This window comes from Massilicoli timonensis, assembly GCF_900199515.1.
Taxonomy (GTDB): Bacteria; Bacillota_I; Bacilli_A; order Erysipelotrichales; family Erysipelotrichaceae; genus Massilicoli; species Massilicoli timonensis.
Map to the genome: position 1 here is coordinate 1,238,578 of NZ_LT963434.1, position 23,421 is coordinate 1,261,998.

The following is a 23,421-nucleotide window of genomic DNA, read 5'->3' on the forward strand; positions in this document are numbered from 1 at the left end:
TTGTCCGAACCTCGGGCCACCTTGACCCGAAGTGTTTTGCCTCTCATAAGCCATTTCATTTTTTGGCCTAAATCGGTACACCTCACAAAGATTTTTTCAAAATTTTTTCCAAGTGCCGCAGCCCTCGCTCGATTGCCACACGGACTACTTTCTCATTGACCCCTTCTGCCCGGGCAATGTCCTGTTTCGTCATGCCAAGAATGAAGTGGGCGTAAATCCGTTTTGCCTGTTTGTCCGGCAAGCTGGCAATAGCAGCGTGAAGCTCCTGCATAGTAACTTTCCGCTCGTACAGTTCATGGGGCGTAAGTGCGACAAAGACAGCCTCATGCTCCAGCCCATCATCCCGATCAAGGGAATAGTAGGCTTTATGTCGGTATGTACGCAGCCGGTAAGCAGCCTCCTTGCGGTCAAATTCTTTGAACATTTCAGCAACTTCGTCCGATACTTCCATGAAGCAATCGGATGTATAAAACGGGTAGTAGTCCCGCAGATTGATAATAGCCATATTGACCTCCGTTTCGGTTGGTGGTTGACAAGTGACCGAAACAGAGGCGGCGGGGAGCGGCACCGGGGAATGACTTCGGGCCAACATGGCCCGAAGCAGTCCCATAAGAACGCAAAAGCGCCCGGGCGGCACAAGGCCACTCGGACGCATGAAATGACATAGCAGTTAAGGTTCCAACAAATTTCACATACATAGCCGGAATAACCCGGAGGGGGAGCTATGCTTTTTTTAACTGATGCAGGTCATGGATACTGTAAAAAAAGACAAAAATAGACACGGCGGCAATCCTCCTATATGCCGCCGTGGATTTACACGGTGTTAGGTCGTCGTTGGTTTAGGATAAACGAAAAGAAACGGCGGCTCTGATTTCTCAAAACCGCCGTAAGGATATAGAGGTGTCATAAAAGCACAAGAAATTGTCTGCCCGTCAGCGGTTTTTTTCTTTCCTCCGCTGTGGAGGCAGATGTTTCTTATTGATTTACCACAAGCATAAACTACAAATGTTACACAAATGTCCGAGGTGCCTTTGATTTCGACAGAAAAACAGGCTGAATTGTTACAAAGCTCGGACATTTCAAAAAATATTTGAGAAATAGCAGAACCGGCAGGGTAGCATACGCCCCCCGCCGATCCCATACAGTTGCTATTCCGTTCTCAATCGATCCACCAAAGTATCTTTCTCAATGGATCGGCTAACCCCATAGCTAATGCAAATCTGCAATCCGACGAGCAAAATGGAGAATAAAAGAATCGGGAATATATTAAACTCAAAAAGGATAAATTTCAGAGCCAATACCTTATTTGCCAAATAGCATAGCAAAGCACCTACTGTAACGCCCAAAAAGGTTGCCAATATTGCAGACTTTACACTAATGCTCATTCCCTCTCGGTAAAGCATTTTTCTTAGTTGTTGATTTGTCATTCCAACTGCCTGTAAAAGCGCAAATTCCCGTTTACGGACAATAGCGCTGCTGATTAGCATATTCACCATATTTAATAGCCCGAAAAGAATTACAAATGCAGAGATACCATACAGACTGCTTGTGGTTGCCTTTATGAATCATCTAATTGTAGAAAATTCTTCATCGTAAATTTTGAGCCTCAAATTCGGATTTCCGCTTATAAGCGCCATGATCCCATCTTGAACAGCTTCCCTATAATCCGGGTCGCAAAAAACGGATAAATGTGATGTATTATTATAAGGGGAAAGTTCTGCTATTGCTTCGCTGGTACAATAGAACAACCCTGTTGATGGGAAGTACGCAATCCCGGCAACGGTAAAAGTTTTTTCAATGTTTTTTCCGGAAACATCAAAATGGAATAATAGTGTATCTCCAATTTTCAGATCGCCATAGTTTGTATCACTTCGATCTGTACGGTATTTATTGACAACTATGCCATCCAGACCGACTTCATCATAATTGATTGTACCGTCCACAAGTTCACTTGCATTAGCAACAAGTTCTGGTGATAGACTGTTTACAATTTCTAAATTGTCCTCTGGCGAATCGTAGACAACTTTTGATTCTACTAAGCGGCCCACGACACATCCATCCAATACAATCTTTTCTACGCCGGGAATTTTATATATTTGTGCCTGCAAATCCTCTGATAGAGGATTGTCTTGAATGATAGTCGGAAAACGCTCATAAAAGTTATCCATCTGTATGCCAATCTGGAAATCCTCGTCTAATGGATAGCTTTGTCGCAACATAGCCGGAAGATTGATGGAAGAAATAAGGATAGCTAATGCAATCATCAAGGTTCCACTAATACTCAATGAAATAATTGACATACGGTTTTTCTTCTGATTCATTTTCAGGTTGCTTTGCGCCAAAGTATTTGGTGTAATCCGCTTCAATGTTTTGTGTCCTTGTCTGGCCTTTTCCCCTTGAAATTTCATTGCTTCAATAGGAGAAGTTTTGGCAAGAAGTTTCGCCGGCTTTCTCAAAGCGAACTTGATAACAGCAAAAATCAAGAAACCAGACAATAAAACAATCGCCATGTCATATAAAAGCCATTGCACCCCGGAGAGAATAACTACAATCAAAATAGAAATCAATGCTCCCAAAGGGATAAACCGTAATGCCAGTAAATTCCCCTGCATTTTCAAAAAGTAACGCAACTGTTTTTTCGTCGTCCCTAATGAAATGAACTGGGCATACATCGGCATCGAATTGACAATGGAAATATAAAAAATACTGTAAATTACAAAACTGCTGGCGAACATAATGAATATCGCAAAAAAGATAATACCGACCACCACAGCACCATCAATATAGATTCCATCAATATATCTGTCATTTAATATGATGTCAAAATCTTCAATACCTTCGGCTTCGCCTTTACTTTTCAAAAAATCTTTTTGAGTGTCAGGACTCATATCGGCTTTTTCCGAATTAAGTGAAACTAATACATCAACCGTCGTAGCGGTTTGCGTGCTGTAAGTTAAAGAAAGCTCGCTGTACTGCTTTGCGTATTCTGTGCGGAAACGATCAGAGGTCAGAATATAAAACTGTTTTCCTTTTTCCTGTGTTTTGTTTTGGATAATGCCACAAACAGTAAATGTGTTTTCTTTCAATTCATTTGTCAAGGTGTCTACATATTCAAAGGAAAATGTATCACCTAATACCAATTTGTGAATAGACAGATAAGTTTCAGATACAAGTACCTCTGTGTTATTTTGCGGCAGGTTTCCATCCAGCAGTTCAAAGCCCAAAAGGGACATTGCCGGATCATCCATGTATGCCAGATCAGTGCGCCCATCATCGTTCACAATATTACCAAAAGTTTTGTAAACACCAACTGCTTCAAAATCATTATCGGTCTGTAACTTATTTTTCGTATCTTCGCTCACAGCGCGAAACATAGCATGATAAGGTGCTTGTGTGGATTGTTTCAGTGCGTCATTTACTAAAATCGAAAAGACGGTTGCCATTAGGCAAGTCGCAATTACAATAATAATTGCAGTGATTAAAGTCTTGAGCCTATGTTCCTTTAGGTCAGCTTTCGCCAGTTTCTTTATAATAGTGCTGGTATCATTTTCAAAAGGCCATGTCATAGCCTGCCACCCCCTTACTCCACGATCTTGCCGTCCTCAATGCGGACAATCCGATCTGCAAGACGGGCAATGTCGTTGTTGTGGGTAATCATCACAACAGTTTGCCGGAACTCCGCGCTGGTACGCTTGATAAGCCCCAGCACCTCGGCGCTGGTCTTGCTGTCAAGGTTGCCGGTCGGCTCGTCGGCCAGCACAATAGCCGGTTTGGTAATTAGGGCGCGGGCAATCGCCACACGCTGCTGCTGGCCGCCAGAAAGATTGTTCGGCATATTTTTCAGTTTATCTTCCAGCCCCAGCAGGTGAACAATCTCGTCCAAAAACTTCTGATCCACCGTATCCCCGTCCAGCTCCACCGGCAGGACAATGTTCTCATATACATTCAGGATGGGAACAAGGTTATAGTTCTGGAAGATAAAGCCGATGTTGCGGCGGCGGAAGATGGTAAGCTGTTCGTCGTTCATTTTCGACAGCTCTTTGTCCCGGACAATCACATTGCCGGAAGTGGGGGTGTCCAGCCCGCCCATCATGTGAAGCAGGGTGGACTTGCCGCTGCCAGAAGTTCCCACAACGGCCACAAACTCGCCGTCCTCCACGGAGAAGTTCACGCCGTCAAGGGCGCGGGTGATGTTCGGCTCTGTGCCGTAATACTTTTTCAGGTCAATCGTCTGTAAAACGCTCATATTCAAAACTCCTTTCAAGGCTTCCTGCCTGTTGATAAGGCTATTGTAAAACCCAAATGTCCGCGAAATGTTACAGCGGCCAAAAAATTTCATTGAAAATCGGGGTGAAATGTTACAACGCTCGGACATTTCATTTTATTTCTGCACTTCGGGCCAACTTGACCCGAAGTAGAAAGTTCCTCTCAACGCAAAGGAAGCATAATGGAAAATTCCGAACCCTTACCTGGCTCCGAAACCACTTTGATATAGCCGCCCTGCCGCGTTACGATCTCGCGGGCCAGATACAGGCCAATACCCACGCCCTGCTGTTCGTGTACTTCTTCCTCACGATAGAAGCGCCGAAAGATGGCGGCCTGATTGCTTTCGGAAATGCCCTTGCCAGTGTCGGCTACTTTGATTTCTACATACATTTCCCACAGCACCACCGACACCGTGATTTTCCCGCCTGCCGGGGTGTACTTTACTGCATTATCCAGCAGATTAAAGAGGGCTTCGGATGTCCACTTGCTGTCATGGGAGAGGGTGAGATCTTCCGGGCAGTCCACGGACACAGCGATTTGTTTTTTCTCCGCTGCATACACGATTCCGCTCATGGCCTGCGCCACGGTATCAAATAGACGGCCCGGCTTCTTATCCAACTGAATCACACCCGTTTCCAACCGGGAGGTTTTCACAAGGGCTTGAAAAAGAAAGTCCAGCTTATCCGTCTGGCTGCGGATTCCACGGATAAAATCGGTGCGCTCCGCCTCGGTCATTGGCTTTTCCAGCAGGGTGTCCGTTGCCATTTTCAGGTTACTTACCGGCGTTTTCACTTGATGGGAAATATCTGATACAAGGGTCTGTAGCTCCTGCCGTTCCTCGTCCACCCGGCGGCGGTTCTCCTGCATGATCTGGTAAAGCCTTGTCAGCCGGTGTCCGATTCTGGCAAGCTGGGTTTCGCTGTCCTCCGGGCGCTGGGGTGCTTCATTTCCGGCAATCATGTGGTCTAAGGTCTGGCACAGGTCAGCGGTAAACTGCGACAGCCGCTTTCCAAACACCTGTGTCAGTACAAAAATTCCCACAAGGGCGCACAGTAGCAGCGCCCCGCCCGTCAACAGCACCGCCGTCTGTTTTGTCACAAGAAACAGAGCTATGGTGATCCCGGACATGGAGAGGACAAGCCCTATTACCACCCGGCCAAACAGCCGCTTTACCGAGAGGTTTTGAAACTTCATTTTGCCTCGCCTCCCGTCCATTGATAGCCCATGCCGTAAACGGTCTTAATGTAGGGTGCGCCGCCGTCGGATTCAATCTTGCTGCGAATCCGGCTGATGGAGGTTGTCAGGGTATGTTCGTCTACAAACCTCTCGTCTATATCCCACAACTTTTCCAAAAGCTGCCCACGGGTCAGCACTTGCCGGGGATTTTTACGGAACAGGTTCAGCATTTTGTACTCCATCGGGGATAGGGACAGAGGCTTGCCGTTTAAGGAAGCCGTCTGCTCCGAGAAGTCCAGAAACAGCCGCCCGTCGTCGTAAATGTCCTTGGCCGGTTTGTGGTGTTCCAGCATGGCGAACATAGCTTTGATTTTCCGCTGCAAGGTCCCGATCACAAAGGGCTTTGTGATGTAGTCCACCGCGCCCACCTCATAGCCTCGTATCTGGTCGCTCTCCTGATCGTTAGCGGTCAGGAAGATTACAATGGTGTCTGGGTGCTGGGGCTTTATCAGCTTGCACAGCTCAAAACCGTTCCCGTCCGGCAGGTTAATGTCCAGCAGCACCAAATCAAATTCTCGCTGTCGGATGGCGTCGGCTGCGGTTCTGGCGTTTAGGACAGAAGTCACGCCGTAGCCGTCTACGGTCAGGTTATAGGCCAACATCTTATTCAAAAAACTGTCGTCCTCGACAATTAAAATCTGCTTCATATCCTCACTTCCTTTGCTTTTTGCAGATAGTATAACAGGCAAATGTCCGCGAAATGTTACAGCGGACGGATTTTTTCAAAAAATCTATCAGCAAAATATAGCTCTATTAAAAAAGCAGCACCAAAGAAGATATTTTCATATCCCCCCGGTGCTGTTTATATATTATTTCAGCTTATCCTTATTATCTTCTTGTTTCTTTTTATCCCGATATTTCCGTATGAGTTTATTACGGATAGGAACGCCAACGCCAATCAGAAGAACTACCGCTAAAATTGTGAAATCCATATTGCTCACCTCACATTTCTTTATTTTCCATAATCCGAATGGAGAACCAGATCGACACAACATACATGACAACGACGAGTACAAGCACAAGACCGATCAGCAGTACCGGGGAACTTACAACCGTAGTCACAAAGGGATTGTCTGCGGGCATCTTGGGCAGGAAAAACAAGGTCGCCAAAAATCCAGCCACAGGAATATACATGAACACACGGCCTTTAATGGCTCCATATTTGTAATAGCCCGGAATTTGAAATACGGTATAGAGGGCAAACAGGAACAAACCGCCAATGGCCGCACTGATCATATCAAATGCTCCAACACTTTCACCCATTGCGCGCAGCACAATCGGCTGTGTGATAAGAGAAACCACCAGAGCCATCGCGCCCAGCGCAAGAACAAAGAGATACCGGCCTGTTACCATTTCGCTTTTCTTGATGGGTAAAATCCCATACAAACGCTCCATGCTGTTTTTCTCTGTTACCGAGAAAGTGTAGCCTGTGGTCATGGCGATAAAGCACATGGCAAATGAAACGCCGGTCAGGATGGAACGGTTAATGGCCGCAAAAGCGATAGGAAGAAGCATGGTAAACCCGATTACCTTGATATAGGGCTTTACCAGCGAAAAGTCCAATTTTGTTGCTTTTAATGTATTACTCATAATCGTCACCTTTCTTGCTCGTGAATACAACGATTTCATCAATGGTCGCCGGTTCAATGCTCAAAGGGGAAAAAGCGCCCGTATCTTCGGTCTTGACAAGAGCCTCAAAGCCCGTAGGGAATGTACGGACACCGACCGCTTTTTCCTTCAGGTCAGCAGACAGTTCTTCTGTTCCTCCTTTGACAATGCGGAACATATCGACAAATTCATCCTTGCTGCCGCTGAAAAACAATTCTCCATAGCTGATATAAGTGATATAGTCCGCAGCGCGTTCCAGATCGCCGGTAATATGGGTGGAGAACAGTACACTGTGTTCTCCGTCCTCGATATATTCCGAGAGAATTTGAAGCAGTTCATCTCTGGAAACCGGATCGAGGCCGCTGGTGGGTTCGTCCAGGATCAGCAGCTTTGCATCGTAAGAGAACGCACAGGCCAGCATCAACTTCATCTGCATCCCCTTTGAGAGTTCTTTCACTTTCTTGGTGGGAGCAATATGGAACTTCCGCAGCATCTCGGCAAACCGTTCCGACTTCCAGTTGGGATAGAAAACGGAGATGGATTTCTCTACTTGTGTTACCTGCCAATCATCGCTGAAATAGTTGGTATCAAATACAACACCGAGTTCCGCTTTTGCTTTCTGCTCGTCAGCGATATTATCCAGCCCCATGATCTTGATTTCGCCGCCGTTGCGCTGGAGCATATTCAGAATGAGTTTGATAGTGGTTGTCTTGCCGGAGCCATTTGGCCCGATCAGCCCCATAATATATCCCTTTGGCAAAGTGAAGCTGATGTTGTGAAGCTGGAAACTGTCAAAGGATTTCGAGAGGTTTTTAACCTCTAAATAGTTAGTCATCTGTATTCGCCTCCAATAAAATATCTAAAAGACGGTGCAGTTCCTCATTTGGAAGATTTGCTATTTTTGCCGCCTTGATTGCATCGGTCAACCCATTTTCTACTTTGCAGATAAGTTGCTCTCTCATTAGTTCAGAGCCACGGCCCATGACAAAGCAGCCGCGCCCCTGGACATTTTTGACAAATCCCTCTTGCTCTAATTCTGTGTAAGCCCGTGTAACTGTTAGGACGCTGATTTTCAAATCTTTTGCCAGCGTTCGGAGGGAAGGTAAGGCTTCGTCCTCTTTCAGTTCTCCAGATAGGATTGCCGCCTTGACCTGCTGCTTAATTTGCTCGTAGATGGGTACGCCTGATACATTTGAAATAATTAGTTTCAATCCATCTCACCTTCTTGCTGTTTTAACTGTTATACTATTATATATAACAGCATAACACAATAAGAGCAAAATGGCAAGTGCATATTAGGTAAAATAATTTAGACCACAATATAAAATTTCATTACATTCTCATAATCTGACCCGAAATGTACAATGATATAGGGTGATATGAGAATGAACCAAGATGAAAGAAGGTTTGACTTTCACGGGCTCGGGCTGGCTCTGAAACAAGCCAGAGAGGAAAAGGGCTGGACGCAAGCCTATGTGGCGGAGCTGGTCGGCAAGACTGACCGCACCATTATGAACATTGAGAACAAAGGCCAGCACCCCAGCTTCAACCTGTTTTTCAAACTCGTCACTCTGTTCGATATTTCCGTAGATCAGTTTTTCTATACAGAAGGTCAGCGTGGAGAGAACAGTTGCAGAAAGCATATTGATGTGCTTTTAAGCTCGATGAATGAGAAAGAGCTTGTTGTTATGGAGGCCACAGCCGAAGGGCTCAAGAAAGCCAGAGAAACGGAGGTTCAAGAGTAAGAGCCTCCGTTTTTTCATGCCATTTTGAGGGCTGCCGCTAAGTGGCAAGCAATGCCTCCGTGGCCACAAAGGCCCGGACGCTGCTTGTTGGGGCTCGCCCCAAACCCGTATCTTCGGGCCAACATGGCCCGAAGTATTTGCGTCGCTTTGCTCCTTGTTTTCATAACCTCAACGCTCCTTTTCCTGCTTTCTGCCCGGCTCGGTGTAGCCCAGCAGAGTATCAATATTTACCTTGATGGTGACGATCTCCTGCATATCCCGGCGCGCTTTCTGATACTCTCCATAAAGGCGCTTTTTCTTTGCCGTGAGCTTACGGCTTTCCTCCTTCAGCGCATCCATTTTCGGGAGCTTCGCCCCGCCCAGCAGACGGCGCATTTCCGCCTGTGCCGCCCGGTACAGTTCAATATCGGCCTCATGCTCCGCAAGGAATTTCCGGCTGTACTTGGTAGCCTTGTACTGCTCAAAGACCGAGCGCGTTTTTGCATACTGAACCGTTGCGGCCTTTAGCCCGGCGTTGGTTTTCATGGCCTGTTCCGTCTGCTTGATCTGCTCGGAAAGCGCATGGAAATGGTCGGTTGCCTCGGTGGCTTTCTGCGCCAACTGCTCATAATCAGTCAGGCCGTTGTCCTGTATATAGGCAAGGGCGGCGGCCATCTGCTTGATGTTGAACACCTTCGCCCACCGCTCGTAGCCCGGCCCCTTTCCGGCAGCCAGCTTTGCTTGAATATCCACCGCCAGACTGATTTTTCGCTCCGGGCGTCCGGGGCGTTTTTCTTTGCCCTCAATGGCGGCAAGAACATCTTTCAGATCGTAGCCGTCCCCAAGCGTAGAGGCCCGCAGACGGGTAAAGCGTTCCTGCCCCTGGCCGGTCAGCCGGAAGCTGATACCACCGCCCCGAACCTTCTTGACTTCATATCCGGCGCGCTTCATCAGGCCGAGAAATTCGTCCAGATCGGCGGGGCGCTCCGCCAGCGCAGTATCAATGGCAAGGCGCAGCCGGTCCTGATACGAAAGCGGCCCTTTCCGTTCTTTCTGCCACTCCCCATAGTTCCGGTATTTTCCCTTGCTCCGGGGCTTCGGGTTCTCTACAATAGACAGCCCGTTTTCAAGGCACAGTCTGTCGGAGAGCCGCCGGAGGGCGAAGCTGGAGCCCCAGAAGTTTCGGAATTTCCGGGTGCAGTCAAGGGTGGTGGAGTTGTAATAGATGTGACAATGGATGTGCTGGCGGTCTGTGTGCGTGGTAACGATAAAAGCGTGCCGCCCCTTCGTCCAGCGCATAGCCAGCTCATAGCCGATACGGTTCGCCTCCTTCGGGGTGATCTCTCCCGGATAAAAGGACTGTCGTATTTGATAGCACAGCACATCATTGGCCTTTTTCTGTTCCCGGCCTGTCATGGCGGCATAGCTGGCTTTCGCCAAAAGAAACTCGTCCGCCACGGTGGCAGGGTCGCACTCATAAGCGGAGATATACTTTCCGCTTTCTGTTTTTTCCGGGTTTTTACCATAGTCCAGACAATCCCGGATGGCCTCGGCAATCGTTTCTCCTTCGCCCGCATGGCGCTGCAACAAAGTTGTGGTAGCCAGAAATCATCCCTCCCTTCTATGAAAAAAGGGCGGCCCGTCCAGACCGCCCCGACTTCGGGCCAACATGGCCCGAGGCTGTTTAACTTGCCAGAAACCGATACAGAGCGGATTTGCCTCCGTCCAGCGCCCAAAGCAGAGAACCAGCCGCCGCTTGCAGCCCATACGGCGAAAGGAGGAAGGCGAGGAACAGAAATACAATCCCGCCGATGGGGGTCGGCGTGAAAAAGAGGGCGATACCCAGCACCGCCAGGATCACGGAGGCAATCGTCAGAAGGACAGCACAAATATCAAAGAGGAACATAAACAGGGCGGTCAGAACAAACAGCGCCAGAGCGAAGGGCGCAACCAATATTTTCAGTAGTATCTTCATCATCAAAACCTCCTTTATCTTTTCTACCTTCATTTTACCATGCCTGCCCGGGGACATAAATGTTGCGAAAGATTAGTGAATCCTGTCCCGGAGCTTCGGGTCAACATGGCCCGAAATTTAATAGATACACTAAACAACTTGTGTTATAATAAAGCCAATACTTTTAACAAAGTGAGGTGGTAGATATGGAAAATACTCGGGATGATTTTTCCGCAAAAACAAAGGAACTGTTAGCTAATCGTGTTGGAATGAAATGCAGCAATCCGGGTTGCCGTAAATTGACTTGCTGTGCCAATACTAATCCAGATAAAGTCACAAATATTGGCGTAGCAGCTCATATCTGTGCTGCGGCTAAAGGTGGGCCGAGATATGACGCATCTATGACCCCCGAGGAAAGAAAGTCACCCGAAAATGGGATTTGGCTTTGCCAATCATGCTCTAAACTGATTGACACGGACACCTCTCGTTATCCTAAAGAGTTGCTCCAAAACTGGAAACAACTTGCGGAACAAACTGCTATTCTGGAAGTGGAAACGGCTTCACCGGCACAATCTTTTGAGCAGGACAAGGATTTAATAAAATTTTATGTTCAATGTTTTGACCGCCCTGCTTTTCAAGATGATATTTACCAAGAAGGGAGAATGGAAGATTTCGATAAAGCAATCGAAGATACATTGATTGCCTTGAATACTGGAGTTTTGAGAACTCGTGACGGTTCAATAATAAAACAGGCTGATGGAAAATCTTCTGTGCAGAACCAATTATGGCGCGAAAAACTCTCTACCATTGCCGATCTGTTGACTGCAATCCGTAGGCGTTTGAAAGTGGCAAAGGAAGAACATACCTACTCTACTTATGGTCGGGGCGAGGATGTTGCCTATTGCTTCAATGATCGAGAACTCGGTGAATGGTTCAACGCTACAAGAGAAGAAATATTGAAAATTCTATCCTCCATCTGCAAAGAGACTGGACTCCGGGAGTTATATTTTCAACGGCGCAGATATAGATGGTAAAAAAGAAAGGGCGGCAGGACAAAACATCCTGCCGCCCTCGTCTTACTTTGCCACCAGCTCGGAGAGCTCCCGCAGCACCTTTGACACCTCACCCCACAGCTTTTCATAGTCCCGCTTCAATCCGTCGATTTCCTCCGGGTATACGCCGTAGGTATGCGCGTGTATGGCGACTTGATTGAGATTGTTGGAACAGCGCCTTTGCAGAGAGATCAATTCTTTTATGGGCGCAAGGTCAACGTGCAGGATATACCCGTTCAGAGCCATCTTCCGCACATAAGCCCCGGCATTGGAAATGCCCGCTTCGGCCATCCGCTCATGGATGGCCGCCAGCTCGTCCGGCGTCACCATGACGTGCAGATGGACATTCCGCTTGCGGTTCTCCATCAGCGTTCCAGCTCCCGGCCCTTTCTGCGCTCTTTGGGCTCCTTCACTTTATCCAGCGGCTTTGCGTCCAGCTCCGGGGGCGCAGGCGGGATGGGCGTGTTGTTGGGTACGCCGTCGATCATGTTGCAGTTCTGCTCCGTGGAGAGTTCGGCGGTTTTCAGATAGTTGTCTTTTTCGTGCATGGCAATCCTCCTTTATCGTTCCTCATGGTTTTTATGGCCCCGCTTCTGGCTGGGCTCCTTCGGGGGTTCCTGCCCTCTGGCTGCATCCTTGAGCCGGGCGGTGATGGAGGGGCGCACCCGGTCAGGATTGGCCGGTGCGGGTTTCAGCTCGTAGTCCTCCATCTGTTTTTCGGTCAGCGGCTTCGCATAGGTCAGTTCTCCCCATGCCATCAGCCTGCCATTTGCCACAGGACGCCGCCTGTCGTCATCGTAGTTGACGATGGAAAGCGGAAGGTTATCCGGGGGCTTCGGGTAGGTGCCTATGTCCACAGGGCGCTGGGTGGAATAGTAGCGGTAAACGCCATCCGGGCCCAGCTCTGTATTTTTGACTGCTGCATGGTAAAGGTGCTGATAATCGTCCACCCGGCGGTCAAAGTCCCGCTGCGCCCATTCCGGACTGTTTCCATAGCGGCCCCAGTAGTAATCCCGCTGGCCCTTTTCGCCTTCGGTAAACTGCCAGGTCACAAATGGGTCCGGCGCTCCCGGATTATGCCCCAGCGCAAAGCCGTGTCCGCTGTCAAAAGTGGTTGTTTTCAAAATGGCATAGCCTTGTACGATCTCCAAGAGATACCTCCTTGTATTATAGAGTAGTAGTTATTAGAGCCCCTCTCCAAGGGCTGTGCTACACTGTAAGGGATGCTGTGGATTGGTTGCAACCTCCTACCACGAGATGGTTCCAGAAAGGTTCCAACCACAGCCCCTTACAATTTTGTTGATCAGTTAAATACCGCCAGACGGTTTATGTGGAACAAGGCTACAAAAGTAAGGTGCACTGTGGATGCAGCATCACATATTTATCGTTGGAGGTATTTGTTATGGTGGTTTCTGTTGGCATCGATGTTTCGAAAGATAAGCACGATTGTTTCATTTTCAGCTCCGAAGGGGAAGTCCTGTCGGATGTGTTCACTATCCCGAACACCATGGACGGTTTTCACAGCCTGCTTCAACAAATCTGGAAATGCAGCAATTCACAAGACAAAATAAAAGTAGGGCTTGAGGCTACCGGACATTACAGCTACAATCTGCTCGGGTTTCTCCTTGACAACGGTCTGGCCACCTATGTCTTGAACCCCTTGCGCGCAAATCTTTACCGAAAGAGCCTCAGTCTACGAAAGACTAAGACCGACCGGGTGGATGCACGAACGATTGCTTCTATGCTGTTATCCGATGCGGGCCTCAAACCCTACACAGATACAGCATACCACAACGAGGAATTAAAGTCACTGACCAGATACCGTTTTGACAAGGTGAAGGAACGCGCCAAACTGAAAAGCTCTATTGCACGGCTGGTCTGCATTCTGTTTCCGGAATTGGAAAAACTCGTTCCTTCTCTGCATATTGCCTCTGTCTACGCTCTGCTGGAAGAGTTCCCTGGGGCCAAACAGGTTGCCGCAGCCCATTTGACGAGGCTGAAAGCACTGCTCGAAACCGCCTCTAAAGGCCGCTACAAACGAGATATGGCCCTTGAAATCCGAGAGGTTGCCAGAAACTCTATTGCTTCCCCGCTGCCTGCCAAGTCCCTGGAATTGCAGCACACCATCCGGCTCATCCGAGAATTGGACAACGAAATCGCTGAAATTGAAGAGCAGATTCAATCCATTATGGATGAACTTCATTCTCCTATAACCACCATCCCAGGGCTGGGGTTCCGCATGGCCGCCATGATCCTGGCTGAGGTCGGCGACTTCACCCGGTTTGACTCCCCGGACAAGCTGTTGGCTTATGCTGGGATGTCCCCCTCCACTTACCAGTCCGGACAGCTCAAGAATTGCTACCCTCACATGGAAAAGCGTGGCTCCCGATACTTACGCTACGCACTTTACAACGCAACCAAGTATGTCTGCCACTGGGACCCGACCTTTGCTGATTATCTCGCCAAGAAGCGAGCGGAGGGAAAACACTACAATATTGCCATCTCTCACGCTGCCAAGAAATTGGTACGTTTAATTTTTGCCTTGGAAAAATCCAGGCAGCCATATTGCTCAGCGGCTTAAGTGCAGCTACTTGAATAGCCAGCAGGGGTCTGACAAGACCTCAGCTTTGCTATACCTTTCTTGAGCCATCTCTTTTTCACCACCACCATTCATTTTTGGGGTTGACTTTTAATAGTTAATCTTTCTGTACCTCGGGCCAACATGGCCCGAAGTGTGGTATGTTACGAAATGAGGGAGTAAACCGGGGCGGGATGGGTTGCAGTATTCCCGCCCCGGAAACGCCCTCAAAAAAGCCCGGAATATCAAGCCTTTCGGGGTGGCAAATCGTAACCGCCGCCCGGCCTTTTCTCCCGCATTTTCCTCATGCGTTCCCGGCTTTTCCGGCGGTTCCCTTCGGCCTTGCAGGCGTCGGAACAGTAGGCTTGACGCCCTTCGGGTAAAAATGCCCGCCCGCAGACCGTACAGGCCCGAAGCTCCGGGGAGCCACCTTCCACGGTCAGCGCCGCAAGAAGCTCCGGGTCGAGGGGCAAGACGGCCTCCCGGAAATATCGACAGTAAGCGCCCGTCCAGCATTTGTGCAGCATATAGCAGCCACAGTCCAGCGGCAGGCAAAGGCCCGTTTCCCGGTCATAGTTGGCGCACATCCCCGTGACAAGGGAACGGATTTTCTTCTTCTCGTCACGGGTCAACTCCCGGGCGTCCATTCAGGACTTCGGGCCACGATGGCCCGAAGGGCGAGGCTCCACGATCAGCGCCCGGAATTTCTTCCGACACTGTTTTTTCCTGCCTTTGCACTCCTTGTAGTAGCGGCATCCGGTACAAGGGTCATCGCTGCCCCGGCCCGGCCACGGCACTTCCTTCATCATTCGCTCAAAGGGGCTGTTGGTAAAATTCACTGGCGGGCCTCCTGTTCTTCCGTGTCCTCGTCCCACGGAGGGGTATCCTCGTCCTCGGGTTCCTCTGCGATTTCCTCCGGCCCTTCGTCCTCATATTCGCAGTAGTCGTCCTCCAGGTCCGGCGCTTCGTGCTTCGGCTTGTAAATCTTGAAGTAATAACCGGCACCGCCGCCGATCAGCACCACCGCCCCGATCAGGAGCAGCGAAAGAAGTGGGCTGTCTGTTTTTTCGGCCTCGGGTTCGGGTTCCGGCTCGGTCACTTCCTCCACGGGTTCGGTGGGCTCCGGCTCCGGTTCGGGGGTCACTTCCTCGGCTGGTTCCTCGCCCTGTTCGGCAAGAGGCAGAAGGTCATCCACGGTTACAGCGTTGAGGAAATAGACGTTTTCGCTGGTTTTCTGCTTGTCGATCACCAGATAGAAAACACTCTCGTCTGCGGTGGTAATGGTGTAGAACTCTTTGCCGTCCTCGTCGGTGGCGTTGTCCACCACCGTTCCCGTTCCATCCGGGGTAAAGGGGTTCTGGGTTTCCGGCTCCGCCTCGGTTTCCACCGGGGCGGGAGTGGCCTCGGGCTGCGGCTCATTGCTCTGGGCGTAAGCCGGGACCGTAAAGATCAGGCAACACAAAAGGCTGGCAGTCATCACCGCCAGCCTGCGAAATTTAGTTTTCTTCATGGGCCGTTTCCTCCTTTTCGGGTGCCTCCGGCTTCGGGCCATTGTGGCCCGAAGCGGCAAGGCTGTTTTTGGGGTCGTTCAGAAATGCCATCAGCTCGGCGGGGGTCAGTTTGAGAGAGCGTACCGCCTGCACGATCTGGCTGTTTTCTTCCTCCTGTTTCTGTTTTTCCAGTTCCCGGATTTTGGCCTGCCACTCGGTGGCCTTCTCCCGGGCCTTTTCCAGCTCCTTATCGAGCTTGTCGATCTTGTTCATGCAAGGGCTCCTTTCCTCTGGCTCACAAGCGCCCGAAGGCGTAGAAATGTGTCTGCCAGTAGCTTGAATTGATATTTGCGTATTGGATGGGAGAACCACAATGGAGCATCATCCCGTCGCCCACATAAATCCCCACATGGGACACAGGGCCGGGGCTGTCATAGGTTCCCGTGAAAAAGATAATGTCGCCCGGCTTTGCCTCGGAGGGGGAAATGATGGCACACTGGTTGTAAATGCCCTGCGCCGTGGTACGGGGCAGGTTGTGGACGCCGCTGGCCGTGTACACCCAGCAGACAAAGCCCGAACAGTCAAAGGAGGTGGACGGGCTGGAGCCGCCCCACACATAAGGCCAGCCGATGTACTTTGTCGCCTCCGCCATGAGCGCCGCAAAGGCCGGGTCATCCAGCGCCTCGCCGGGTATCTCATAGCTGGGGCCGGTGTCCTCGCCGCCGGTATAAATTCCTTCCCACAAATAGGGCTTGTTGCCTTTGAGCTGCTGCATGACGGTGTAGATTTCCCGCTGCTGTTCATCCAGCCTCGGCAGGATCACGGCAGGCAGCGTTTTGTTTGTGAGGGTCACATTGAGGATGTAATACTCATAGGGGACTTCCTCGGTGGTGGTTTCTCCGGTTTCCGGGTCGGTGCTGGTTTCGGTACGGTAGCGTATCTCGATTTCCTCCGTCAAGGTCAGCTCATACTGCGCCTCGAAGATCTCCCGCAGCTCGTCCTGCACCTGCTCCCGGAAATAAACATGGTACTTTGCCGAGAGATAGGACGCCAACTCATAGGGGTTGTGGCCGATCTCGTCCACGGAATAGCGGTACTCGTCATAGCCGGGATGGGTGCTTTCGATGTTCGCTACCGTCTGCGCCAGTTCATTTTCCAGCGCCGTGTAGTCCTCGTCCACGCCAAGCAGGTCGGCGTCCTCCGAAGCATAGGAAGTGCCGGACACCGCATTGGCAAGGCCGCTGCCAAGCGTGGGAAAGATGGAGCTTACCGCCGACAGGAGATAGCAGACCAGCAGCAACAGCACCAAAACCAAAACCGCCACAGGATGACGGGTCACAAACTGCGCCGCCCGCCGGGTCACATTCCCCGAAGCGGCAGCGGCTTTCTTTGCGGCCTTTGCGCTCTGTTTTGCCGCGGCCTTTGCCTCTTTGGAATACCGGCGTTTCAGTTTCCACTTCTGCTGTATCCGGGACAGCGGATTGCTGGCAAGCTCCGGGTGTTCGGCGGCCATCTTCTGAAAATCCACATTGGCCCGGGCTTTTATGTCCTTCCGTTCCCACTTTGCCACCTTCCGGGCCGGGTGTTCCCGCCAGCGCCGTTTGGCATACCGGGTCAGTTTCCGGGTCCCGGCTTCGGCGGTCAGCTCGGATTTATGCGCTCCTTCCACGCCCACATTTTCATGTTCGACTTCGTGGATTTTGTTGTGGAGATAAAACCATGCCTCGGTGCGGGCTCCCCGGACGGCTTTCTTTGCAAGCCCCGGCGGCTTCTGCGCCGCCCGTTTCGCCTCGACCTTATCCAGCTTCTCCCGGGCCTTTCCCAGTTTTTCCCCGGCGCGCTCCGCTTTGGCCTGCGCCTTCTGGTACTTGTCCTTTTTGCTCCCGGCTTTCTCGGCGGAGCCCTCCGGCTCCTGCGCCTTGCCGGTATCCTGCGGACCGCCTCTGTCATCCTCCTGTCTCATGCGGTCAGAAGGGCGGGCTTTCCGGCTGTCCTCTTGAAACTTGCCGCTTTTGAACTTCGGGCCAGCATGGCCCGAAGCGCCGGTCTGCCCGGTATCCTCGTCCTCAAACCGCAGGCGTCGGGACGGTGCGGGGGAAGGTCCTTCCCGGTCAGCCGGTCCGGGGCGAGTGCTCCCGGTATCCTCCGGCGGCCCCGGCCTTTGAAAATTCCGTTTATCCGGTTTCTTTCCGATGATGTATCCCTCCTTTCCGAACCTCGGGCCAGCATGGCCCGAAGTGTGTTACGCCCGCTTCATTTCCTGTTTCTTGTCCTCCGGGCGGGTGGTCATAATGGCGTACAGCTCGGTATTCTGCGGGAAGCGGTCAACAAACGGGATGGTGGTGTTCCCGAAGAACAACAGCCCTTCGCCGGAATTAGTGTGGGTCACATAGGAAAGCTGGTGAGGGCTGATGCCGAGCTGTTTGGCTAAAATCTGCCTGTCGCCCTGCGCCTGCGAGAGCAGCACAAGGAAGTCCGAGTTTTCAAAGATGTTCTCGATCTCCGGGCTGGCAAGGAAGTCCTTCACGTTCTGCGTTAAGGCGCTGGGTACGCAGCCCTTCTTACGGAGCATTTTCCAGATCGCCACACAGTAGCTTGCCGTCAGCCGGTCACGGAGCAGCACATGGAACTCGTCGAAGTAGCACCATGTAGCAATACCGCGCAGGAAATTCATGGACACCTGCGAATTGACAAGGTCCTGCATAATGAGCATGGCAATCGTCCGAAGCCCGGCCCCCAGCTTTTTCAGGTCAAGACACACAAGGCGGCGGTTCAGGTCCACATTGGTTTCATGGTTGAACACGTTGAGAGAGCCCGACACATAGATTTCAAGGGCCGTTGCCAGCCGCACCGCCTCGCCCTCGGGCTGGGAACAGAGCAGGTCATACAGGGTTTGGAGGGTCGGCATTTTCGCCGTTTCCGGGTTCTGCAAATGCTCCCGGTACATCTGGCGCACACAGCGGTCAATGACGGTCCGTTCCACCGGCTGCAAGCCGTCCTTGCCGCCGACGATCAGCTCCATCAGCGACAAGATAAAGTCGGCTTTCAGCGCCATCGGGTTTTCCTCGTCGAAGCTCAAATCAATGTCCATCGGGTTAATGTGGTGCGGGCTGTCCGGGGCGATCTCGATGACCTGCCCGCCCAGCCGCTTGATAAGGGGAGAGTATTCGCCCATCGGGTCCACCACGATAATCCGGTCACGGGTGGCAAGGAACACGTTCACAAGCTCCCGCTTTGCGGCAAAGGATTTGCCGGAGCCCGGCACACCGAGAAACAGGCCGTTGGGGTTTTTGAGCTTCTTCCGGTTTGCCATGATGACGTTATGGGAAAGAGCGTTGAGCCCGTAATAGACGGCCTCGCCGTCCATGCGGAGCTCCTGCGTCATAAAGGGAACGAAAATAGCCGTGGAGCTGGTGGTCATGCCGCGCTTGATCTCAATGCCGTTATGGCCCAGCGGCAGGCTGGAAAGAAAACCGTCCTCCTGCTGGAAGTCCAGCCGCTTCAAGGTGCAGTTGTATTTCTGAACGATACCCGACACCGTGAACAGGTCGTTGTCCAGCTCCCGGCGGGTCGGGGCCATGTTCACCACAAGGAAGGTCAGCAGGAACATTCGCTCGTTCCGGCTCTGCAAATCTTCCAAGAGGGTCTTTGCGTCGTTGCTGTACGTCACAAGGTCGGGCGGGAGTATGTCCATGTCGTACCCGGCCCGGGCGGCCTTCTTCTGTTCCTCCACCTTCATCTTGTCAATATCGGAGACTTTGGCCTTGATGGATTTCACGGCGGCGGCCTGATCGACGGTCTGGATATGGAGCGTGATCGTCATTTCCGCATCCATTTCCAAAAGCTCCGCCAGCAGCTTGTCCGAGAGCTCCGAGGCCAAAATCTGCAAATAGGAGGCAGCGCCCCAGGTCGTCCCCACCCGGAACAGGCGGCTGAAACGGAAGTCGAAGCTGTCCGGTGCGATAAAATCCTTTGTGGAAAGGCCGGTCTGGGGTATCATATCCCACGAAAACCGGAAAGGGTCGGTGCCGCCGGGGTGGAGCTGCCCGTGAAGGAGCTCCAGCCGTTCCAGCCCCGAGAGGGAGCGGCACTTGACACCCAGCTTTTTGAAGTTGCCGCAAATGTCCGCCTCCACACGCTCCAGCCTCGCCCTTGCGGTGGAGAGGTCGTCCACATTCACACCGAAGGTCAGGAGCTTTGTGCGGACAATGCCGTTGTTGCTTTTAGCGATCTGGTTCTCCAGCATTTCCACATATTCACGCCGGACGCTGTTGTAGTCGTCCTCCTGCATGGGGATGTTGACGCTGTACCGGCTGCCCGGGCGGCTCCGATGGTTGAGGAAAGAAAGCTGAAACGGCAAGGAGCTGTCAAAGTAATTCAGACAGGCACTCCACCCGTCAAAGATGGCCGCCTGATCTTCGGTCTGAGCGAGCTGGTAGTTGATGTCCTCATATTCAATGGTTTTGGTGTAATAGCGGTCCTCCACCCGGCACACCCCATCCCGGTACATTTCCCGGTAAGGGAGGGTTTGCTGGGCGGTGGTGGGAATGTCCTTTCCCTTTGTGAACAGGCCGAGAAGGCCCGTCTTGTCAGGCTTTTTGCCTGCGGGCTTTCCGGCCCTTCTGTTGTTTTGCAATCGGCTGCGCCTCCTTTCTGGCGCCAAGCAGCGCATAGAAGTTTTCGGTTTTGTAAGGCCGCACCCGGGGATAGAGGAACCGGGTGCGGATGATGTTTTTCAGCACCTTTTCCAGCGGCAGGCCGTCCCGCTCATACATGGCGAAAAAGAAGAACGGGAGCATGAGGCCGATCATCAGGAACATGGCGGCGCTGTTTCCGATACTGCCACGGGAAAACAGGTAGGCCGGAAGGCCCACCGCCGCCGCGCCGGAAAAACAAATAAGCTGGCGCTTCGTGAGATTGAAGGCCAGCTTTGTCTTGATTTTGGACAGGTCTTTGGGTACTGGCACATAGGCCATTTCGTTACACCTCCTTTGCCGCTTCGGGCCAACATGACCCGAAGCTACCTTGCGGCCTCTTTGGCCGGGGCTGTGCTGCGGGCGGCTTCGGCGGCCTCCCGTCCGCTCTGCCTTGCCCGCCAGTATTCGGGATTGTATTGCCGGATGGACTGATTGAGGTTTTCTTCAAACCGCTCTTTGTCCTTGATACGGTCGGGGATCTTCCAGAGCTTTTTGTCCAGCAGCTCCCGGAGCACCACGCTTTCCTGTGCGTCCTCCTCATAGCAGATATAGCCCTTGTCCTTGAAACCGCATTTTTTCGCCGCCGGAGAGAGGACGGCGGCCACCTCGTTTGCAACCATCGTTCCGCCGTGGCTGGCGGTGGATACCAAAAACACGCCCGGGCAGAGAACTTCACAGCTCTGCACCTCTCCCCACGGGGAGGTCCGGGGCGCATGGAACATCCCGCCCGTCCGGCTCCGGTCCGCCTGCATGAGAGCCGCCTTTTCCAAGATGGCCTTCAGCTCCGGGGAAAAGTAGGCGTATTCCCGCAGGACACGGGCGGCGTCCCCGCCGCAGGCGTTCATCAACAGGGTATAGGCGTCGCTGTCCGCTTTGGTACAGCGGCCCAGCAGCTTGCCGTCATAGTAGCAGGCCGCGTCATAGCCCGTCCGTTTGCGTGGCATGGGTTTCGCCTCCTTTCCGCTTCGGGCCAGCATGGCCCGAGGTCAACGCTCTGTGCCACGGCTGGGCTTTTCCTTCGGGGGCCGTTCCGCCTTTGCCTGTTCGGCAGCCGCTTTCCCGGCCTTGAGCTGTTCGCTGATGGACGCACGCCCGGCAGAGCCGCGCTCCGCCATCTGTTCCAGCTTTACTTCATAGGCTTGCAGAACAGCGGTGTTGAGCTGTTCCCGGAACTCCTTCGTGACAGGATAGGCCATATCCCGGTAGCCGCCCTTGCCGTCCGGCTGGCTGGGCATCCCCACGAAAAGGCCCTTGCTGCCCTGCACGATTTTCAGATTTTCCACCACAAAGCAGTCGTTGAATTTCACGCTGGCAAAGCCCATCAGGTTTTTCACAGGTTCGATGACCCGCACGCTTACATCCAGCTTCAACGGTGCGGCGGGGGTGGTGTCCGCAACCTTTTCCTGCATGGTTTCCTCCTTTCCGGCGGGAACAAGATTCCCGTCCTTGTAGTCATAGCCTTCCGCCCGGAGTGCCGCCAGCGTGTCCGCCGATACGCACCCGGACAGTTTCAGATCGGCTTCTACCATAAAGCGCATGGTGTCTGTTTTAGAAAATTCCTCGGGGAGCTTTCCGTAGAAAGCCGGGTGCGGCTGTCCGTCCGCGCCCTGTTTGTAGCGCCGGGGCATACCGCCTCCTTTCCGCTTCGGGTCAGCATGGCCCGAAGTCTCTTAATGGCAGCCGAAGATGGATTTTGCAAGGCTGCCCGTTTTGAACAGGGTAAAACACAGCAGCACCGTATAGCCCACACAGCCCCAGATCGCCCCGATGGGGTCGCCGTCGGTGGCGATACTCTGGATAAGCACCGCATAGATAGCGACACAGACCAAAATGAGCAAGCCTTGAAAGCCCACCGCAAAGAGGGAGCGGAAATAGTTCTGCCCCATGTGTCCGGTTTCCCGGTTGGGGACGGTGGCAAACGGGATGGGTGCCAAACTTGTGAGTAAGTAAATTTCAATCATACGGCCATATACGATCACGAAGATCACGATGTTTAAGGCAATCATGGTAAGCTGAATCAGGAATGACTGGAGCCAGAGGCCAAACAGGGGACCTAACTCCATTGCCTCCAGCTCGGTCCGCAGACTGTCCATTACATCCGTTGTGATCTCTGTCCCGTTCTGGATAATGCCCGCCGATTGCTGGATGACGTGCTGGCTCACGTCAAAGACGGCCAGCACGATATTGAAGGTATTCGTCAGGATTATTACCGCCACAAAGGTTTTGAACACCCACTTGAAAAACATCCATGTGTCAACGTCATGGAGGTTGTTGCGGTCAATGAGCATTTGTATCAGCTCATAGGTCATTACAAAAGTGAGGATGACCCCGGCGATTGGCAGGATGGCGGTTTCAGAGATTTGCCGTATCATGGAAAAGACCCCGGCGTTCCAGTCCGCCGGGGTCGTGCCTACCTGTGTGGCGATCTCGCCAACGCTCTGATTGACGTTATTGAAAAGGCCATCCAGATTTCCCATGATACCATCGACAAGCAAACCTTTGAGCCATTCAACGATTGCGTCGATGATAAAGTCCATACATCAGCTCCTTTTCTGGAAAAAGGGACAACGGGTAAGGGTTAGCTGAACAGGCCGGACAGCAGAGGGATAAGCTGCATACCGATCAGGACGACACCGCCGCCCGCCATGAGCTGCTTAATGCCCTGGCTCTTTGCCGCGGGGTTGTCGGACCCGTAACCTTCCAGCAGGTTGATGACGCCCCACACCGCCAGACCAGCGCCCAGCGCCATGACCAGAATCTTGAGAATGTCGATAGCAGAGTTGAAAAATTCCATATACGTTCCTCCATTTTGTTTT

The 23,421-nt window shown here is 51.9% G+C and carries 29 protein-coding genes; 3 read left to right on the forward strand and 26 right to left on the reverse strand.

The window, feature by feature from the left end; genetic code table 11:
• Positions 1-82 precede the first annotated feature (82 nt).
• From C1712_RS08125 to C1712_RS08165, 11 genes are all read right to left on the reverse strand, one after another.
• On the reverse strand, positions 83-505 hold the full coding sequence (locus tag C1712_RS08125; protein ID WP_180963100.1) for an RNA polymerase sigma factor: 423 nt from the start codon (positions 503-505) through the stop codon (positions 83-85).
• Positions 506-823: 318 nt separating this feature from the next.
• Complete coding sequence (locus tag C1712_RS08130) at positions 824-1,141, reverse strand: hypothetical protein (RefSeq protein ID WP_102268357.1); 318 nt, start codon at positions 1,139-1,141, stop codon at positions 824-826.
• 7 nt (positions 1,142-1,148) lie between these two features.
• A complete protein-coding gene (locus tag C1712_RS12895) occupies positions 1,149-1,562 on the reverse strand; it encodes an FtsX-like permease family protein (protein ID WP_342744967.1) in 414 nt (137 codons plus the stop codon).
• Between the two features lie 3 nt (positions 1,563-1,565).
• Complete coding sequence (locus C1712_RS08135) at positions 1,566-3,566, reverse strand: ABC transporter permease (RefSeq protein ID WP_219718849.1); 2,001 nt, start codon at positions 3,564-3,566, stop codon at positions 1,566-1,568.
• 14 nt (positions 3,567-3,580) lie between these two features.
• Positions 3,581-4,246 (reverse strand): ABC transporter ATP-binding protein, encoded by a 666-nt coding sequence (locus C1712_RS08140; RefSeq protein WP_002592092.1) that lies wholly within the window; start codon positions 4,244-4,246, stop codon positions 3,581-3,583.
• Between the two features lie 182 nt (positions 4,247-4,428).
• Positions 4,429-5,460 (reverse strand): sensor histidine kinase, encoded by a 1,032-nt coding sequence (locus C1712_RS08145; RefSeq protein ID WP_102268358.1) that lies wholly within the window; start codon positions 5,458-5,460, stop codon positions 4,429-4,431.
• Positions 5,457-6,149, reverse strand: a complete 693-nt coding sequence (locus C1712_RS08150) for a response regulator transcription factor (protein ID WP_102268360.1) — start codon at positions 6,147-6,149, stop codon at positions 5,457-5,459. The genes C1712_RS08145 and C1712_RS08150 overlap by 4 nt, the downstream gene beginning before the upstream one ends.
• A gap of 162 nt (positions 6,150-6,311) precedes the next feature.
• On the reverse strand, positions 6,312-6,434 hold the full coding sequence (locus C1712_RS13120) for a hypothetical protein (RefSeq protein ID WP_262348839.1): 123 nt from the start codon (positions 6,432-6,434) through the stop codon (positions 6,312-6,314).
• Between the two features lie 10 nt (positions 6,435-6,444).
• A complete protein-coding gene (locus C1712_RS08155; protein WP_102268361.1) occupies positions 6,445-7,092 on the reverse strand; it encodes an ABC-2 transporter permease in 648 nt (215 codons plus the stop codon).
• Positions 7,085-7,945 carry an ABC transporter ATP-binding protein gene (locus C1712_RS08160; RefSeq protein WP_102268363.1) on the reverse strand — a complete coding sequence of 287 codons (861 nt, stop codon included), beginning with the start codon at positions 7,943-7,945 and terminating at the stop codon, positions 7,085-7,087. The genes C1712_RS08155 and C1712_RS08160 overlap by 8 nt, the downstream gene beginning before the upstream one ends.
• Positions 7,938-8,321 carry a GntR family transcriptional regulator gene (locus C1712_RS08165; RefSeq protein WP_102268364.1) on the reverse strand — a complete coding sequence of 128 codons (384 nt, stop codon included), beginning with the start codon at positions 8,319-8,321 and terminating at the stop codon, positions 7,938-7,940. Before C1712_RS08165 ends, C1712_RS08160 begins: the two co-directional genes overlap by 8 nt.
• A gap of 174 nt (positions 8,322-8,495) precedes the next feature.
• On the opposite strand from C1712_RS08165, the gene C1712_RS08170 reads away from it, so the two are divergent.
• On the forward strand, positions 8,496-8,855 hold the full coding sequence (locus C1712_RS08170) for a helix-turn-helix domain-containing protein (protein ID WP_087216216.1): 360 nt from the start codon (positions 8,496-8,498) through the stop codon (positions 8,853-8,855).
• Positions 8,856-9,023: 168 nt separating this feature from the next.
• On the opposite strand, the gene C1712_RS08175 is transcribed toward C1712_RS08170, so the two are convergent.
• The gene (locus tag C1712_RS08175; RefSeq protein WP_245858100.1) at positions 9,024-10,424 is read right to left on the reverse strand and encodes a relaxase/mobilization nuclease domain-containing protein; all 1,401 of its coding nucleotides are present in this window, start codon (positions 10,422-10,424) and stop codon (positions 9,024-9,026) included.
• Positions 10,425-10,518: 94 nt separating this feature from the next.
• On the reverse strand, positions 10,519-10,809 hold the full coding sequence (locus tag C1712_RS08180) for a CD1845 family protein (protein WP_102268368.1): 291 nt from the start codon (positions 10,807-10,809) through the stop codon (positions 10,519-10,521).
• A gap of 185 nt (positions 10,810-10,994) precedes the next feature.
• Between C1712_RS08180 and C1712_RS08185 the strand changes: the two genes are divergently transcribed.
• Complete coding sequence (locus C1712_RS08185; protein ID WP_180963102.1) at positions 10,995-11,822, forward strand: HNH endonuclease; 828 nt, start codon at positions 10,995-10,997, stop codon at positions 11,820-11,822.
• Positions 11,823-11,864: 42 nt separating this feature from the next.
• Here C1712_RS08185 and C1712_RS08190 read toward each other — a convergent pair whose 3' ends face one another.
• Genes C1712_RS08190 through C1712_RS08200 form a run of 3 tightly spaced genes read right to left on the reverse strand, consistent with a single transcriptional unit; the run spans position 11,865 to position 12,991 of the window.
• Positions 11,865-12,206, reverse strand: coding sequence for a plasmid mobilization protein (locus C1712_RS08190; RefSeq protein ID WP_102268370.1), 342 nt, complete (start codon positions 12,204-12,206; stop codon positions 11,865-11,867).
• Entirely contained in the window at positions 12,206-12,388 is a 183-nt protein-coding gene (locus tag C1712_RS08195) for a DUF4316 domain-containing protein (protein WP_077727373.1), read from the reverse strand. The genes C1712_RS08190 and C1712_RS08195 overlap by 1 nt, the downstream gene beginning before the upstream one ends.
• 12 nt (positions 12,389-12,400) lie before the next feature.
• Entirely contained in the window at positions 12,401-12,991 is a 591-nt protein-coding gene (locus C1712_RS08200) for a defense against restriction DarA-related protein (protein WP_102268372.1), read from the reverse strand.
• A gap of 251 nt (positions 12,992-13,242) precedes the next feature.
• Between C1712_RS08200 and C1712_RS08205 the strand changes: the two genes are divergently transcribed.
• Positions 13,243-14,421, forward strand: a complete 1,179-nt coding sequence (locus C1712_RS08205) for an IS110 family RNA-guided transposase (RefSeq protein ID WP_245858104.1) — start codon at positions 13,243-13,245, stop codon at positions 14,419-14,421.
• Between the two features lie 242 nt (positions 14,422-14,663).
• Here the strand turns inward: C1712_RS08205 and C1712_RS08210 are convergent, their stop codons facing one another.
• The 10 genes from C1712_RS08210 to C1712_RS08270 form a co-directional block, all read right to left on the reverse strand.
• Complete coding sequence (locus tag C1712_RS08210; protein WP_102268374.1) at positions 14,664-15,065, reverse strand: cysteine-rich VLP protein; 402 nt, start codon at positions 15,063-15,065, stop codon at positions 14,664-14,666.
• A gap of 188 nt (positions 15,066-15,253) precedes the next feature.
• Positions 15,254-15,928, reverse strand: a complete 675-nt coding sequence (locus C1712_RS08220; RefSeq protein WP_102268376.1) for a DUF4366 domain-containing protein — start codon at positions 15,926-15,928, stop codon at positions 15,254-15,256.
• Positions 15,915-16,181 carry a DUF4315 family protein gene (locus C1712_RS08225; protein WP_102268378.1) on the reverse strand — a complete coding sequence of 89 codons (267 nt, stop codon included), beginning with the start codon at positions 16,179-16,181 and terminating at the stop codon, positions 15,915-15,917. Before C1712_RS08225 ends, C1712_RS08220 begins: the two co-directional genes overlap by 14 nt.
• 22 nt (positions 16,182-16,203) lie before the next feature.
• Positions 16,204-17,871, reverse strand: a complete 1,668-nt coding sequence (locus tag C1712_RS08230; protein ID WP_102268380.1) for a C40 family peptidase — start codon at positions 17,869-17,871, stop codon at positions 16,204-16,206.
• Between the two features lie 279 nt (positions 17,872-18,150).
• A complete protein-coding gene (locus C1712_RS08240) occupies positions 18,151-20,580 on the reverse strand; it encodes a VirB4-like conjugal transfer ATPase, CD1110 family (RefSeq protein ID WP_420884399.1) in 2,430 nt (809 codons plus the stop codon).
• Positions 20,498-20,884, reverse strand: coding sequence for a PrgI family protein (locus tag C1712_RS08250; protein ID WP_021419855.1), 387 nt, complete (start codon positions 20,882-20,884; stop codon positions 20,498-20,500). The genes C1712_RS08240 and C1712_RS08250 overlap by 83 nt, the downstream gene beginning before the upstream one ends.
• 44 nt (positions 20,885-20,928) lie before the next feature.
• On the reverse strand, positions 20,929-21,549 hold the full coding sequence (locus C1712_RS08255) for a DUF7007 domain-containing protein (RefSeq protein ID WP_245858105.1): 621 nt from the start codon (positions 21,547-21,549) through the stop codon (positions 20,929-20,931).
• Between the two features lie 42 nt (positions 21,550-21,591).
• Complete coding sequence (locus C1712_RS08260; protein ID WP_180963103.1) at positions 21,592-22,233, reverse strand: septation protein SpoVG family protein; 642 nt, start codon at positions 22,231-22,233, stop codon at positions 21,592-21,594.
• A 42-nt stretch (positions 22,234-22,275) separates the two neighbouring features.
• Positions 22,276-23,142, reverse strand: a complete 867-nt coding sequence (locus C1712_RS08265; protein ID WP_102268386.1) for a VirB6/TrbL-like conjugal transfer protein, CD1112 family — start codon at positions 23,140-23,142, stop codon at positions 22,276-22,278.
• Positions 23,143-23,183: 41 nt separating this feature from the next.
• Complete coding sequence (locus C1712_RS08270) at positions 23,184-23,399, reverse strand: Maff2 family mobile element protein (protein WP_021419859.1); 216 nt, start codon at positions 23,397-23,399, stop codon at positions 23,184-23,186.
• Positions 23,400-23,421: the final 22 nt, after the last annotated feature.

Excerpts from the sequence above, each read along its gene's own strand:
- C1712_RS08125 (WP_180963100.1), bottom strand. The coding sequence starts at position 505 with ATGGCTATTATCAATCTGCGGGACTACTACCCGTTTTATACATCCGAT.
- C1712_RS08130 (WP_102268357.1), bottom strand. The coding sequence starts at position 1,141 with ATGGGATCGGCGGGGGGCGTATGCTACCCTGCCGGTTCTGCTATTTCT.
- C1712_RS08135 (WP_219718849.1), bottom strand. The coding sequence starts at position 3,566 with ATGACATGGCCTTTTGAAAATGATACCAGCACTATTATAAAGAAACTG.
- C1712_RS08140 (WP_002592092.1), bottom strand. The coding sequence starts at position 4,246 with ATGAGCGTTTTACAGACGATTGACCTGAAAAAGTATTACGGCACAGAG.
- C1712_RS08145 (WP_102268358.1), bottom strand. The coding sequence starts at position 5,460 with ATGAAGTTTCAAAACCTCTCGGTAAAGCGGCTGTTTGGCCGGGTGGTA.
- C1712_RS08150 (WP_102268360.1), bottom strand. The coding sequence starts at position 6,149 with ATGAAGCAGATTTTAATTGTCGAGGACGACAGTTTTTTGAATAAGATG.
- C1712_RS13120 (WP_262348839.1), bottom strand. The coding sequence starts at position 6,434 with ATGGATTTCACAATTTTAGCGGTAGTTCTTCTGATTGGCGTTGGCGTT.
- C1712_RS08155 (WP_102268361.1), bottom strand. The coding sequence starts at position 7,092 with ATGAGTAATACATTAAAAGCAACAAAATTGGACTTTTCGCTGGTAAAG.
- C1712_RS08160 (WP_102268363.1), bottom strand. The coding sequence starts at position 7,945 with ATGACTAACTATTTAGAGGTTAAAAACCTCTCGAAATCCTTTGACAGT.
- C1712_RS08170 (WP_087216216.1), top strand. The coding sequence starts at position 8,496 with ATGAACCAAGATGAAAGAAGGTTTGACTTTCACGGGCTCGGGCTGGCT.
- C1712_RS08180 (WP_102268368.1), bottom strand. The coding sequence starts at position 10,809 with ATGAAGATACTACTGAAAATATTGGTTGCGCCCTTCGCTCTGGCGCTG.
- C1712_RS08185 (WP_180963102.1), top strand. The coding sequence starts at position 10,995 with ATGGAAAATACTCGGGATGATTTTTCCGCAAAAACAAAGGAACTGTTA.
- C1712_RS08190 (WP_102268370.1), bottom strand. The coding sequence starts at position 12,206 with ATGGAGAACCGCAAGCGGAATGTCCATCTGCACGTCATGGTGACGCCG.
- C1712_RS08195 (WP_077727373.1), bottom strand. The coding sequence starts at position 12,388 with ATGCACGAAAAAGACAACTATCTGAAAACCGCCGAACTCTCCACGGAG.
- C1712_RS08205 (WP_245858104.1), top strand. The coding sequence starts at position 13,243 with ATGGTGGTTTCTGTTGGCATCGATGTTTCGAAAGATAAGCACGATTGT.
- C1712_RS08210 (WP_102268374.1), bottom strand. The coding sequence starts at position 15,065 with ATGGACGCCCGGGAGTTGACCCGTGACGAGAAGAAGAAAATCCGTTCC.
- C1712_RS08220 (WP_102268376.1), bottom strand. The coding sequence starts at position 15,928 with ATGAAGAAAACTAAATTTCGCAGGCTGGCGGTGATGACTGCCAGCCTT.
- C1712_RS08225 (WP_102268378.1), bottom strand. The coding sequence starts at position 16,181 with ATGAACAAGATCGACAAGCTCGATAAGGAGCTGGAAAAGGCCCGGGAG.
- C1712_RS08230 (WP_102268380.1), bottom strand. The coding sequence starts at position 17,871 with ATGAGACAGGAGGATGACAGAGGCGGTCCGCAGGATACCGGCAAGGCG.
- C1712_RS08240 (WP_420884399.1), bottom strand. The coding sequence starts at position 20,580 with ATGCGCTGCTTGGCGCCAGAAAGGAGGCGCAGCCGATTGCAAAACAAC.
- C1712_RS08250 (WP_021419855.1), bottom strand. The coding sequence starts at position 20,884 with ATGGCCTATGTGCCAGTACCCAAAGACCTGTCCAAAATCAAGACAAAG.
- C1712_RS08255 (WP_245858105.1), bottom strand. The coding sequence starts at position 21,549 with ATGCCACGCAAACGGACGGGCTATGACGCGGCCTGCTACTATGACGGC.
- C1712_RS08260 (WP_180963103.1), bottom strand. The coding sequence starts at position 22,233 with ATGCCCCGGCGCTACAAACAGGGCGCGGACGGACAGCCGCACCCGGCT.
- C1712_RS08265 (WP_102268386.1), bottom strand. The coding sequence starts at position 23,142 with ATGGACTTTATCATCGACGCAATCGTTGAATGGCTCAAAGGTTTGCTT.
- C1712_RS08270 (WP_021419859.1), bottom strand. The coding sequence starts at position 23,399 with ATGGAATTTTTCAACTCTGCTATCGACATTCTCAAGATTCTGGTCATG.